Origin of the sequence: Thioalkalivibrio sp. ALE31 (genome assembly GCF_000377405.1) — a bacterium.
Classification (GTDB): Bacteria; Pseudomonadota; Gammaproteobacteria; order Ectothiorhodospirales; family Ectothiorhodospiraceae; genus Thioalkalivibrio.
In genome coordinates, this window is sequence record NZ_KB905021.1 from 52776 (window position 1) to 64675 (window position 11900).

Below are 11900 nucleotides of genomic sequence, written 5' to 3' on the forward strand. Positions count from 1 at the left end.
GAGGATAGCGGCGCGCCCCCGGCCCGACAACTGCGGGCGGGCCGTGCGCGGAGGAGAGGGAAATCAGGCGGCCTGGACCGGGATGCCGTGACCGGTGCGAATGATCCGGTTGGCGGCGTCGAGATAGACCAGGTCGGGGGTGAATTCGCGGGCCTCGGCGGCCTCCATCTGAGCATAGGCGCAGATGATCACGCGATGGCCCACCGCCGCCTTGTGCGCGGCCGCGCCATTGACCGAGATGATGCCGGAACCGGCCTCGCCCTCGATCGCGTAGGTCGTGAAGCGCTCGCCATTGTCGATGTTGTAGATCTGGATCTGCTCGAACGGCAGGATGCCGGCCGCCTCCAGCAGGCGGGTATCGATCGCGCAGGAGCCTTCGTACTCCAGCTCGCAATGCGTGACCCGGCCCTGATGCAGCTTGCCTTTCAGCATAGTGACAACCATACGGCGAATTCCCGGCTTGTACCTCGGAAGGGCGGAAAATTATCCGCGATCCCGGCGACCACGGCAAACCCGCCCGTTCGGGTCAATGTTTTTTCACCACGAAGCCCACGAAGACACGAAGAAGGGCAAAGGGCGGATTTACCACAGAGCACACGGAGGACACAGAGAAAACTACTGTTGGGGTTGAGAGCGTCCGCGGCGAAACGCATCAATCCGGGAACTGGGGGGCCGCGGGCCACCACCCGATGGGATGCGATGCGCGGCGCTCATCACATCCTACCCCCCGAAAGCCTGGTCCTTTCCTCCGTGGACTCTGTGCCCTCCGTGGTAAAAAGCCCCTGACCTGGCCCTTCTTCGTGCCTTCGTGGGCTTCGTGGTCAATCCGTTAACAGAATCAGGCCGGGCGGGTGCGGACGTTGTCGATCAGGCGCACGTCGTCCAGCCAGGCGGCGGACAGGACCACGAGGTCCTGCTCCGCCAGCGGTACGCCCGAGGCCGGCTCCAGCAGCTCCTCGGCGCGGCGGATCGAAAGGTACTCCGGATCGAAACCGGCCTCGCGCAGTCGTTCGCAGGCCCGTCCCTCGACCTCGGGGATGCGGTCGGCGTCGAACACAGTGGCGGTACGGCAGACCATCGCGACCTCGTCCAGCACCCGCTTGAGTTCGGGGGCTACCGCACGGGCGGCCTCCGACAGCTGATGGTTGCGCGAGCTGAAGGCCAGACCGTCCGCCTCGCGCACCGTGGGGATGGCCTCCACCCGGGTCGGGATGTCCAGCCCCTGCACCATGCGCTCGATCAGCTTGAACTGCTGGAAGTCCTTCTCGCCGAACAGGGCCAGGTCCGGGCGCACCAGGTTGAACAGCTTGGTCACCACGGTGGCCACCCCGTCGAAGTGCCCCGGTCGGTAGTCCCCCTCGAGGATCTCCGACAGCCCCGGCACGACCACGCGCACCGGGGGCATGCCGTCATCGGGATACATGTCCTCGTTGCTGGGGCAGAACAGCGCATCCACGCCGGCATCGGTCGCCAGACGGGCGTCCTCCTCCAGGGTGCGCGGATAACGCTCCAGGTCCTCGGCGCGATCAAACTGCAACGGATTCACGAAGATCGAAACCACCACCCGCTGGGCGCGCGCCCGCGCATGCCGGATCAGGGTCAGGTGCCCCTCGTGCAGGTTGCCCATGGTGGGCACCAGCGCCACGGTGCCGCGCCCCTTGCGCGACCACTCTCGATGCATGGCCACCAGCTGTGGCCGATCACGCAGGATTCTCATGCTCGGGCTTCCGTGTCAGGTAAAGGTATGGACGCCGGATTGCGGGAAGGTCCGGGTCCGCACGGCGTCGCAGTAGGCGCGTACCGCGCCTTCCAGGGAGCCCCCCTCGGCGAGGAAATCCCGCGCGAAGCGCGGCGGCTCGGGGGTCAGGCCAAGCACATCGGACAGCACCAGCACCTGGCCGTCACAGCGCGGACTGGCACCGATGCCGATCACCGGCACCCCGGCGCTGCGCACGATGGCATCGGCCAGGCTCTGCGGGATGCCCTCCAGCAGCAGGGCCTGCGCCCCCGCACTCTCCAGGCGCGCGGCCAGGGATTCCATCTCGGCCGCCGCCTTCGGATCGCGTCCCTGCACGCGGTGGCCACCAAAGCGGTGAACGGCCTGCGGCGTCAGCCCAAGGTGGGCGCAGACCGGAATGCCGGCGGACACCAGGCGTTCCACGATCGGTACCTCCACCGCCCCGCATTCGACCTTGACCATGTGCGCCCCGGCCCGCAGCAGTGCCCCGGACTGGGCCAGGGCGGTGGCGACATCGACATCGCCCAGAAACGGGATATCCGCCATGATCAGGGCGTTCTCGCTGCCGCGCGCGACGTTGGCGACGTGATAGACCATGTCGTCCAGCGTCACCGGCAGGGTGGTCGTGTGGCCCTGCACCACCATGCCGAGCGAATCGCCGACCAGGATCACGTCGACCCCGCAGCGGTCCAGCAGCCCGGCGAAGGCCGCGTCGTAGGCAGTGAGGCAGGCGATCGGCTCGCCGGCCTGCTTGCGCCGGGCCAGGGTGTTCACGGTAATCGGCCGCATGTTCATGCCTCCCGGGCAGTCCGGCTTGCCACCCTCTAGAGCGAGATGGGCAACGGGTTGAAGTAGTGCCGCCCGCCCTGGATCGGCTCCAGAAACTGCACCAGCTGGTCGAAATCGGCCGGGTTGTTCACCCAGTCGATCTCGGTGGCGTTCACAATCACGAGCGCCGGTCCTTCGAAATGATAGAAGAATTCCGCGTAGGCGGCGTTCAGCCGTTCCAGGTAACCGGCCTCGATGTGACGTTCGTACGGTCGTGCCCGGCGGCGGATGCGCTCCTGCAGCACGTCCACCGGCGCCTGCAGGTAGATCACCAGGTCCGGACGCGGCAGGCCGCCGCGCAGGTGCCGGAACATCTCGCGATAGATCTCCAGCTCATCGGGGTGCAGGTTCAGCTCGGCGAACAGCGGGTCCTTGTCCATCAGATAGTCGGACACGTGCCGCTGCTCGAACAGCCCCTTCTGCGCCACTGGCGTCAGCTGGCGCACGCGCTGCACCAGGAAGTGCAGCTGGGTCGCCAGGGCGTGCTTGTCCGGCTCCTGGTAGAAGCGGTCGAGGAACGGATTCTCGTCCGGCGCCTCGAAGATGCCCTCGGCCTGAAGGTGCTCGGCCAGGCGTTTCGCCAGGCTGGACTTGCCAACCCCGATCGGCCCCTCGACCGCGATGAAATCGAAATCGCCCAGGCTCATCGGCGTCCCTCCGCCGCCGCGATGCTCACCTCCGGCTCCGCGATCGGAATCAGGCTCGCGCCGTCGAAGCGCCGCGCCAGCCCCTCCAGCGGGCCCGCACCCGGGATCTGCAGACCAGGCGCCAGCTCCAGCAACGGCAGGACCACGAAATCACGCTCGGCGATGCCGGCATGCGGCACCTGCAGGCCCGGCAGATCCAGCGACTGTTCACCGAACAGCAACAGGTCCAGATCCAGAAGCCGTGGCCCCCAGCGGCTGCCGTCGCGCTTGCGGCCGCAGGCGCACTCGATTGCCTGCAGACCCGCCAGCAGGTCCAGCGGCTCCAGACGGGTGTGCAGCCGGGCCACTGCGTTCACGTAGTCGGGCTGGTCCTGCGGACCCATCGGCGGGTTACGGAACAATCGGGAACGCCCGGTCAGGCGCGTCTGCGGCAGTTCCTGCGCCAGACGCTCAAACGCCTCGCGCACCTGTGCCTCGGGCTCGCCCAGGTTGGCCCCGATCCCGATGAAGGCCTGCACGCCGTGATCGGCCGTGCTCACTCGCCACCCCCGGCATCCGGCTTCGGGGCCGGTCCAGTGTTATCGCCACCCCCCTTGCGACCCCGGCGCCGACGGCGGCCACCGCGGCGCGACTTGCCCTTGGTACCCGACTTGCCGTCACCTTTGGGCCCCTTCGGGGCTCCGGCCATGGCCTTCTGGCCGGCCTCGTCCTGCTCCTGGATCTCGGTCCACCAGCGGCACAGCTCGGGGTCGGCATCGCCGGCACGGGCGCGCAGACAGAGGAAGTCGTAGCCGGCACGAAAACGCGGATGGGTCAGCAGGCGCAGCGCGCGGCCGCCCCGATGGCGCTCCAGGCGCGCCTGCAGTTCCCAGATCTCGCGCACAATCAGGCTGAAGCGCTTGGGGATAGAGACCGTCTTCACCTGCCGATCGAGCACCTCGGCCATCGCCTGTTGCCAGGCCGGGATCTCCTGCTCGCCGTCGTCGATCCGTTGCGCCGCGGCCACCTGCACCGGCGCCCACAGGATCGCGGCATAGAGGAAGGCCGGGTTCACGCCCAGCCCCTCGTTGATGCGCTTGTCAGTGTTCAGCAACGACTCGACCAGGAACTGGCGCCGCTCGGGACCGACATCCGGATCGGCAAAGCAGTCCGCCGCCTCGGGGAACATCGCCTCGAACAGGCCAAAGCGCTCGAGCTCGTCCAGGCAGGTCACCGCCGCACCGCTGTGGAACAGCTTGATCACCTCGTCGAACAGCCGCGCGGGCGCCACGGTCTGCATCAGCGAGGCCAGCTCATGGATGCCGGCCTCGACCTCCGGTGCGATGGTTAGCCCCAGCTTGGCGGAGAAACGCACCGCCCGCAGCATGCGCACCGGGTCTTCGCGCAGCCGGGTCTCGACGTCGTCGCCGATCAGGCGCAGCACGCCCGCGCGCAGATCCTCGACCCCGCCGGTGTAATCCAGCACCGAGAAGTCCTCGATGTCGTAGTACAGGGCGTTGACGCTGAAGTCGCGGCGGATCGCGTCCTGCTCGATGGTGCCGTAGCGGTTGTCCCGCAGGATGCGGCCTTCCTCGCTCAGGGCCACCTGGCCTTCGTCCCCGGACTCGTCGTCATGCGGGGCGCGAAAGGTCGCCACCTCGATCATCTCGCGCCCGAACAGCACATGCGCCAGGCGGAAGCGGCGCCCGATCAGGCGACAGTTGCGGAACAGCCCGCGCACCTGCTCGGGCGTCGCGTCGGTGGCGACGTCGAAATCCTTCGGTTCGCGGCCCAGCAGCAGGTCACGCACGCCGCCGCCCACCAGACAGGCCCGGTAGCCCGCGTCGCGCAGGCGATAGAGCACCTTCAGGGCGTTGTCGTCGATCGCCGCGCGCGAGATCCCGTGATCCGCGCGCTCGTAGACACGCGGTTCCGGCAGCTCGCTGTCGGGTCGAGTCGGGGTTGCGGGGTCAGCCTTTGTCACGCGATACCGTAGCGGTGGTCGAAAGCGCCGTATGGTAACAGCTTGGCCGGCTTCATCCCGCTTTTCGCACCGGGCGCGGCGCGGCGGTTTCACCGGTCAGACGCCAGCGGCGGTAGTCATCGAGGATGCGCCGGTGATCGAACACCAGGACCGGATCCGGATCCTCCGGGTCCAGCCAGGCGCAGTCGGTGGCATCGTCGGCGGCCTTCGCCTCGCCCCGGCCACGGGCGATATAGACCGCGCTGACGGTATGCCCGCGCGGATCGCGCTCCGGGTCGGAATAAACGCCCAGCAACACCTCCAGCTCGACCTCCAGCCCGGTCTCCTCGCGCGCCTCGCGCACCGCGGCATGCTCGGCGGACTCGCCAACGTCGACGAAGCCCCCGGGGAGCGCCCAGCCATGCGGGGGGTTGCGCCGCTCGATCACCAGCACCCGACCGGGCTGGGCCGGATGACGGATCACCAGATCCACCGCCACACGCGGGGTCACCGGAGGGCCACTGCCTTCGAGGCATGTCACTCGGATTCGCTCCTGTCGCTGTCATCCTGGCGAATAAAACGGCGAATCTTGCGCCGCTCGCGCTTGTCCGGCCGGCGGCTGGGCGCACTGTCCGCCACCGCGCGCTCGGCCCGGCGGCGCTCGCTTTCCGCCTCGCGCCGGGCCTGGCTCTCCGGGGTCTCCTCGTACAGAGCCTGTGCCTCGCGGGCCGGCCGGCGCTGCTCGTTCAGCCCCACCACGTCCAGCTCCCAGACCTGCGGGCCCCGATGGATCGTCAGGCGGTCACCGGGATGCACGCGCCGCGCCGGCTTGCAGCGCTCGCCGTTCACGTGGACCTTGCCGCCGCCAACCGCTTCGCTGGCCAGCCCGCGCGTCTTGTAGAAACGCGCGGCCCACAGCCACTTGTCGATCCGCAGCCCGGCGCTGGGCGCCTCGTGGTGGCCGCTACCCCTGGCCAAGGCTTCCCCGGGCCTGCGCGAGGGGGGACAATGCGCAACCTTTCCAGGCCAGGCACCGACGTTCCGCGGTCATCCGGACCGTGACCTGCCCCGACCCAGGACGCCAAGGACCCTCATGAATCTGCCGCATCTGCACCTGATCAGTTTCGCCATCTGTCCGTTTGTCCAGCGTAGCGTGATCACGCTGAAATACAAGCAGGCCCCGTTCGAACTGAGCCTGATCGATCTGGCCGACCCGCCGGAGTGGTTCCGCGCGCGCTCGCCGCTCGGCAAGGTGCCGGTGCTGATCGTCGACGACGACACCGTGCTGTTCGAGTCGGCGGTGATCAACGAGTATATCGATGCCATCACCCCGCCCGCCCTGATGCCGGTGGACCCCCTGGAACAGGCCCGCACCCGGGCGTGGATCGAGTACCTCTCGGAACAGACCTTCGCCCAGTATCACTGGATGACGGCCGCCACCGAGGACGCCTTCGAGCTCGCGCGCCATACGGCCGCGCGCGGGCTGGAGCGCCTGGAACAACAGATGACGCGGGATGATCGCCTGGCCACCCCGGATTTCTCGCTGATCGACGCGACCCTGGCACCGATCCTGATGCGCTATGCGCTGCTTGCGGACCCGGACAGCCCCTGGGAGGCGGAGGCGTTTCCACGGCTGGCGCAGCGCTGGGAGCGGCTGCGCGAGATGCCGGCCGTGCGGGACTCGGTCCCGGCCGACTTTGCGGCCCAGCTGGCCGACTATCTGCGCAAGCAGGAAGGCTACGCGCCGGCGCATTTCGCGGCGCAGCTCGACGGGTCCGCCTGACCCGGGCTTTTCCCGACCACCCACCCCTGGGGTCGCGCCCGGTTCGGCATCGGACATGCTGGCTGCCTACGGTCTACCACCTGCCTCGTTGAGGCTGGTCCTGGTTCGTCCTCAGTGTTTACGGTGCCTCCGGTCCGCCGCCTGCCAGGCGCTGACTCGCCAGCGCGCCCCGAGGTACTTTCTTGCTTGCCCAAGAAAGTACCCAAAGAAGGGCACCCGGATTTCGCCCGGGAACCTCGCTCCGGACGTGCTGGGCCGGCGGCGCTGAACTCGCTGCGCCTGCGGCTCCGCTCAGACATCCAGCGCCTTCTCCCGGCCCATCACGCCCTCCACGAGGGGCTCCATACGGGAGAGGAAAGTCAAGACAGAAGGTATTCCAGCCCCACGACACAACAATAGGTATTGCCATCCGAAAGCCTCCGGCGCCCGCGCTGCGGGCGCGGCACGCAACGGCCCAAGGCCGAGCGTGCCCAGATGCCGGAAGACCCAGCCTTGATCCATTACCACGAACCTGTGGACCGCCGTTGTCTTGACCTTGACCCCCCGTTGTCGTCGCGCCGAGTGGAGAGGGTTTTCGCAGGAGACAAGGCGCTGGATGTCTGAGCGGAGCCGCAGGCGCAGCGAGTTCAGCGCCGCCCGCGAAAACCCTCGGAGCGAGGGAAACCCCGGCCCGCACAGCGGGCCGGGGTCGCGGCAGTCGGGCGTGTTTCTTGGTGACTTCTTTGCACGAGCAAAGAAGTCACTCGGGGCGCGCTGGCGAGTCAGCGCACGGCAGTATGTGGACCGAAGGCACGTAAACACCGGAGGACGAACCAGGCCTAGCCACAACAGGGCAGGCGGTGAGCCGAAGGCACGTAAACACCGGATGCAGAACCAGGACCAGCCACCAAAGGGCAGGCGGCCGGACGAAGGCACCTTAAACTCCGGAGGCCGAACCGGTGCCAGCCGGTCCGCGGTGAGTAAAACACCGATAGCGGTCAGGCCGGGCGGTGGGGACAGGCGTGGTCGTTACAGTCGCCGTACAGGACCAGGGCATGATCCTTGATGGAAAAACCGTGGTGCTGGGCCACCTCGCGCTGGCGCCGCTCGATCGTCTCGTCGAAAAACTCCTCGACCCGCCCGCACTGGTTGCAGACGATATGGTCATGGTGGCCACCACGCTCCAGCTCGAACACCGCCTGGTTGCCCTCCAGGTGCAGGCGACAGACCAGCCCGGCCGCCTCGAACTGGGTCAGCACGCGATACACCGTGGCCAGGCCGATCTCCTCGCCGGATTCGAGCAGCTCGCGATAGATCGCCTCGGCCGTCAGATGCCGGGTCTCCGAAGTCTCGAGGATCTCGAGGATCTTCATCCGCGGCAGCGTGACCTTGAGTCCCGCCTTCTTGAGATTACTGGTTTCCATTGCCTGTTTTCCCGGTCCGATCCGCTTGAGAGCGGCGGGACGCTTTGGTGTACCATGCGCGTTCACGGCCCACCAGACGCCGAGGACCGCCCGCTCAGATGATCAAGATTCTCATTTCTATCGCCGTGGCCGCAAGCCTGCTGAGCGCCTGCGGCGGCCTCAACCAGTTCCGTCTGGATGTACAACAGGGCAATGTGATTGACCCCGTCCAGGTGGCGCAGATCCAGCCCGGCATGACGCCGCAGCAGGTCCGCTTCCTGATGGGGTCGCCCCAGCTGGAGCCCGCCTTCCGCGCCCATGAGCGCTGGGACTACGTCTACTACCGCCGCCCGGGCTTCGGGGCGACCGAGCGCCAGCGGGTCACAGTGCATTTTGCGAACGGCGTGGTCAGCCACGTGGATGCCGACATCCCGCAGCCGGTCGCGCTGGACGAGCACCCGGTGGACATGGACAACGACTGACGCTCGCCCGCATCCCCGAAGTGCCGCGGGCTCACAGGGCTCTCGCTATTCCTCCGCGTTCTCCGGCCCTGCGTCCTTCTTCGATTCGCCCCCGGCGTCCGCATCGCCCTTGCCCGGCTTCTTCTTGCGCCCCTTTCCGGCGCGCTGGCGGCGCACCTCCTTCGGGTCCGCGATCAGCGGACGGTAGATCTCGATACGGTCACGCGGCCGCAGCACGGTGTCGCGCCGGGTAATCTTGCCGAAGATCCCGACCTTCGCATTCTCCAGATCAATCTCCGGAAACTGCAGCTCGATCTCGGACTGGCGCAGCGCGGTATCCACCGTGGTGCCCTCGGGCACCACCAGTGGCAGGATCACCTGGCGGTCGGGCCGCGCATAGGCCACCTCCACGCGGATCATGCCGTCCGCGGCGGCCGGGGCCACGGGACTATCCGGCACCGTGGACCTCGCGCGCGCGCTGGACAAAGGCATCGACCAGCGAATTGGCAATCTGGTTGAACACCGGCCCGATCGCGAAGGCCATGATGCGGTTGGCGAACTCGAATTCCAGCTCCAGGGCGATACGGGTCTTTCCGCCCTCCACCTGGCTGAAGGTCCAGGTCCCGTGCAGTCGCCGGAACGGCCCGGAGACCAGGCGCATGTCGATGCTCTCCGGGCGTTTCAGGGTATTGCGGGTAGTAAACGACTTGTGCAACGCGCCCTTGGCCAGTTCGATCGTGCCTTCCACCTCGTGCTCGCCGCGCGGGCGCGCCGACGCACTGCGACAGCCCGGCAGGAATTCCGGATAGGCATCGACGTCGTTCACGAGATTGAACATCTGCTCCTGGGTGTAGGGCACATCCGCGTAGCGGCGAATCTTCGAGGCCATCAAATCAACTCCACCGCACGCAGGAAGACAAACAGGATCGCGACCGGAGCAACGAAGCGCACCAGGAAGTACCAGACCTGATACAGCGCCGGGTGCTTCATACGCAGCTCGGACTGCACCGAGCGCTCGGTCATCCGCCAGCCCACGAAGATCGCGATCAGGAAGCCGCCCAGCGGCAGCAGGATGTTGGCCGTCACGTAGTCCAGCAGGTCCAGGATGCCCATGTCGAACAGGGTGTAGTCGGACCAGACGTTCAGCGACAGCAGCGCGCCAATCCCCAGGAACCAGGCCCCGATGGCGATCATCGCGGTCGCCATCACCCGGGTCAGACCCATGTTCTCGACCAGGAAGGCGACCGCCGGCTCGATGATGGAGATCGCCGAGGTCCAGGCCGCAAACACCAGCAGCACGAAGAACATGGTGCCGAAGTACAGTCCGCCCGGCATATCGGCGAACGCCAGCGGCAGGGTCACGAAGATCAGCCCCGGCCCCTGCTCGGCCGACAGCCCGGCCCCGAGCACGATGGGGAAGATCGCCAGCCCGGCCATGATCGCCACCAGGGTATCCGCCCCGACCACCGCCGCCGAGGTGCGCGCAATGGACGCCTCGCTCTGCAGGTAGCTGCCGTAGATCATGATCGCGCCCATCCCGAGACTGAGCGTGAAGAAGGCCTGGCCCATCGCCAGCAGCACCGCGTTCGCCGACAGCGCGGAGAAATCGGGATACAGCAGGAACTGCAGGCCGGCGAAGAACTGCCCCTCGACCATTGCATAGCCGACCATCACCACCAGCATCACGAACAGCAGTGGCATCAGGATCGTCACCGCCTTCTCCAGGCCCGACTGCACCCCGCGCGCGACCACCATCGCCGTCATCACCATGAAGATGGTGTGCCAGGCCAGCAGCGCCTCCGGGTCCGCCAGCATGTTGCCGAACATCGATTCGGAACCGTCCGCGTCCAGCCCGAGGAAGCCGCCCGTGCCCGATTTGAAGACGTACGACAGCGACCAGCCGGCCACCACGCTGTAGAAGGACAGGATCAGGAACCCGGCGAGCACCCCGATCCAGCCGATCATCCCCCAGGCGCGCGTGAGCCCCTCCTCGCGCGCCAGGGCGGCCATCGTGTTGATCGGGCTCTGGCGCCCGCGCCGCCCCAGCAGGATCTCCGCCATCATCACCGGCAGGCCGATCAGCAGGATGCAGCCCAGATACACCAGCACGAAGGCCCCGCCGCCGTTCTCGCCGGCGATATAGGGGAAGCGCCAGATATTGCCGAGGCCGACGGCCGAACCGGTGGCCGCCAGGATGAAGGCCAGGCGGGTCGTCCATTGCCCGTGGATCGAGGTCGTGGCAGGCATCAGTGGCTCCTTTGTGAGCGGAGACGGAAGGCGTGTGCGCGGCCATCGCGCCCGGGCAGCGCCCGGGCCCGGGCGCACAGCGCGTCGCCGAGTCCGCCGGAATTGTGGGGCAGCGGGTCCTCAGGCTCAACTTTCACCACGGATGCAGGCCCATGCCGACTGCTTCGCCGCGCCGCCTGCAGTACACTGCGCGGGTTATGGGAAAGAAGAAGAAACAAGGCGGCGACAACTCCAGCACCATCGCGCTCAACCGCAAGGCGCGCCACGATTTCTTTATCGAGGACCGCCTGGAGGCGGGGCTGGAGCTGGAGGGCTGGGAGGTCAAGTCCATGCGCGCCGGGCGCGCGCAGCTCAGCGAGGCCTACGTGCTGCTGCGCAACGGCGAGGCCTTCCTGTTCGGGGCCCACGTCACCCCGCTGCCCACCGCCTCCACCCATATCAACCCCGACCCCAGCCGCACGCGCAAGCTGCTGCTCCACCGCTCCGAGATCAACCGCCTGGTCGGCGCGGTGGAACGCAAGGGCTACACCCTGGTACCGATGGCCCTGTACTGGAAGCGTGGCCGCGCCAAGCTCGAGATCGGGCTGGCCAAGGGCAAGAAGGAATTCGACAAGCGCGCCGCCAAGAAGGACAAGGACTGGGAGCGCGAGCGGGCGCGGATTTTGAAGCACAACTAACGCCGCGGCACCCCGCCCGCCGTCCCCGTTCCGGCTCGCGCCGGTCGCCCCGGCCCCGTCCCTCGCCGTTTACGGTCCCTTCGTCCGGCCGCCTGCCTCGTGGTGGCTGGTCCTGGTTCGTCGTCTGGTGTTTACGGTGCCTCCGGTCCGGCCCCTGCCTTGTGGTGGCTGGTCCTGGTTCGACATCCGGTGTTT

16 protein-coding genes are annotated in these 11900 nt (G+C 67.6%); 3 read left to right on the forward strand and 13 right to left on the reverse strand.

The window, feature by feature from the left end; all coding sequences use genetic code 11:
• Positions 1 to 63: 63 nt before the first annotated feature.
• The 8 genes from panD to D103_RS0103710 all read right to left on the reverse strand — a co-directional run bounded on the left by panD (position 64) and on the right by D103_RS0103710 (position 6133).
• On the reverse strand, positions 64 to 444 hold the full coding sequence (panD, locus tag D103_RS0103675) for an aspartate 1-decarboxylase (RefSeq protein WP_026280257.1): 381 nt from the start codon (positions 442 to 444) through the stop codon (positions 64 to 66).
• Positions 445 to 838: 394 nt separating this feature from the next.
• Positions 839 to 1717, reverse strand: coding sequence for a pantoate--beta-alanine ligase (panC, locus tag D103_RS0103680; RefSeq protein ID WP_018875866.1), 879 nt, complete (start codon positions 1715 to 1717; stop codon positions 839 to 841).
• A 15-nt stretch (positions 1718 to 1732) separates the two neighbouring features.
• A complete protein-coding gene (gene panB, locus D103_RS0103685) occupies positions 1733 to 2527 on the reverse strand; it encodes a 3-methyl-2-oxobutanoate hydroxymethyltransferase (RefSeq protein ID WP_026280258.1) in 795 nt (264 codons plus the stop codon).
• Positions 2528 to 2562: 35 nt separating this feature from the next.
• Entirely contained in the window at positions 2563 to 3213 is a 651-nt protein-coding gene (locus D103_RS0103690; protein ID WP_018867136.1) for a deoxynucleoside kinase, read from the reverse strand.
• Positions 3210 to 3752, reverse strand: coding sequence for a 2-amino-4-hydroxy-6-hydroxymethyldihydropteridine diphosphokinase (gene folK / locus D103_RS0103695; protein WP_018875868.1), 543 nt, complete (start codon positions 3750 to 3752; stop codon positions 3210 to 3212). Before folK ends, D103_RS0103690 begins: the two co-directional genes overlap by 4 nt.
• Entirely contained in the window at positions 3749 to 5176 is a 1428-nt protein-coding gene (pcnB, locus tag D103_RS0103700) for a polynucleotide adenylyltransferase PcnB (RefSeq protein WP_018875869.1), read from the reverse strand. Before pcnB ends, folK begins: the two co-directional genes overlap by 4 nt.
• Positions 5177 to 5228: 52 nt before the next feature.
• A complete protein-coding gene (locus D103_RS0103705; protein WP_026280259.1) occupies positions 5229 to 5696 on the reverse strand; it encodes an NUDIX hydrolase in 468 nt (155 codons plus the stop codon).
• A complete protein-coding gene (locus tag D103_RS0103710; RefSeq protein ID WP_017940403.1) occupies positions 5693 to 6133 on the reverse strand; it encodes an RNA-binding S4 domain-containing protein in 441 nt (146 codons plus the stop codon). The genes D103_RS0103705 and D103_RS0103710 overlap by 4 nt, the downstream gene beginning before the upstream one ends.
• 115 nt (positions 6134 to 6248) lie before the next feature.
• Between D103_RS0103710 and D103_RS0103715 the strand changes: the two genes are divergently transcribed.
• Entirely contained in the window at positions 6249 to 6938 is a 690-nt protein-coding gene (locus D103_RS0103715; RefSeq protein ID WP_018875871.1) for a glutathione S-transferase family protein, read from the forward strand.
• 291 nt (positions 6939 to 7229) lie between these two features.
• Here the strand turns inward: D103_RS0103715 and D103_RS14275 are convergent, their stop codons facing one another.
• Complete coding sequence (locus D103_RS14275) at positions 7230 to 7439, reverse strand: hypothetical protein (protein ID WP_018875872.1); 210 nt, start codon at positions 7437 to 7439, stop codon at positions 7230 to 7232.
• Positions 7440 to 7915: 476 nt separating this feature from the next.
• Positions 7916 to 8341, reverse strand: coding sequence for a ferric iron uptake transcriptional regulator (gene fur / locus D103_RS0103720; RefSeq protein WP_017940353.1), 426 nt, complete (start codon positions 8339 to 8341; stop codon positions 7916 to 7918).
• A 98-nt stretch (positions 8342 to 8439) separates the two neighbouring features.
• Here fur and D103_RS0103725 point away from each other — a divergent pair, with 98 nt between their 5' ends.
• The gene (locus tag D103_RS0103725) at positions 8440 to 8802 is read left to right on the forward strand and encodes an outer membrane protein assembly factor BamE (RefSeq protein ID WP_018875873.1); all 363 of its coding nucleotides are present in this window, start codon (positions 8440 to 8442) and stop codon (positions 8800 to 8802) included.
• A 45-nt stretch (positions 8803 to 8847) separates the two neighbouring features.
• Here D103_RS0103725 and D103_RS0103730 read toward each other — a convergent pair whose 3' ends face one another.
• Genes D103_RS0103730 through D103_RS0103740 form a run of 3 tightly spaced genes read right to left on the reverse strand, consistent with a single transcriptional unit; the run spans position 8848 to position 11028 of the window.
• On the reverse strand, positions 8848 to 9225 hold the full coding sequence (locus D103_RS0103730) for an RnfH family protein (RefSeq protein ID WP_018875874.1): 378 nt from the start codon (positions 9223 to 9225) through the stop codon (positions 8848 to 8850).
• Between the two features lie 4 nt (positions 9226 to 9229).
• Positions 9230 to 9670, reverse strand: coding sequence for a type II toxin-antitoxin system RatA family toxin (locus D103_RS0103735; RefSeq protein WP_017940350.1), 441 nt, complete (start codon positions 9668 to 9670; stop codon positions 9230 to 9232).
• Complete coding sequence (locus tag D103_RS0103740) at positions 9670 to 11028, reverse strand: sodium-dependent transporter (RefSeq protein ID WP_018875875.1); 1359 nt, start codon at positions 11026 to 11028, stop codon at positions 9670 to 9672. Before D103_RS0103740 ends, D103_RS0103735 begins: the two co-directional genes overlap by 1 nt.
• Positions 11029 to 11225: 197 nt before the next feature.
• Here D103_RS0103740 and smpB point away from each other — a divergent pair, with 197 nt between their 5' ends.
• Positions 11226 to 11705, forward strand: a complete 480-nt coding sequence (gene smpB, locus D103_RS0103745; protein WP_018879902.1) for an SsrA-binding protein SmpB — start codon at positions 11226 to 11228, stop codon at positions 11703 to 11705.
• Positions 11706 to 11900: the final 195 nt, after the last annotated feature.

Coding starts and splice junctions, on each gene's coding strand:
- panD (WP_026280257.1), bottom strand. CDS start 444: ATGGTTGTCACTATGCTGAAAGGCAAGCTGCATCAGGGCCGGGTCACG.
- panC (WP_018875866.1), bottom strand. CDS start 1,717: ATGAGAATCCTGCGTGATCGGCCACAGCTGGTGGCCATGCATCGAGAG.
- panB (WP_026280258.1), bottom strand. CDS start 2,527: ATGCGGCCGATTACCGTGAACACCCTGGCCCGGCGCAAGCAGGCCGGC.
- D103_RS0103690 (WP_018867136.1), bottom strand. CDS start 3,213: ATGAGCCTGGGCGATTTCGATTTCATCGCGGTCGAGGGGCCGATCGGG.
- D103_RS0103715 (WP_018875871.1), top strand. CDS start 6,249: ATGAATCTGCCGCATCTGCACCTGATCAGTTTCGCCATCTGTCCGTTT.
- D103_RS14275 (WP_018875872.1), bottom strand. CDS start 7,439: ATGGATCAAGGCTGGGTCTTCCGGCATCTGGGCACGCTCGGCCTTGGG.
- fur (WP_017940353.1), bottom strand. CDS start 8,341: ATGGAAACCAGTAATCTCAAGAAGGCGGGACTCAAGGTCACGCTGCCG.
- D103_RS0103725 (WP_018875873.1), top strand. CDS start 8,440: ATGATCAAGATTCTCATTTCTATCGCCGTGGCCGCAAGCCTGCTGAGC.
- D103_RS0103735 (WP_017940350.1), bottom strand. CDS start 9,670: ATGGCCTCGAAGATTCGCCGCTACGCGGATGTGCCCTACACCCAGGAG.
- D103_RS0103740 (WP_018875875.1), bottom strand. CDS start 11,028: ATGCCTGCCACGACCTCGATCCACGGGCAATGGACGACCCGCCTGGCC.
- smpB (WP_018879902.1), top strand. CDS start 11,226: ATGGGAAAGAAGAAGAAACAAGGCGGCGACAACTCCAGCACCATCGCG.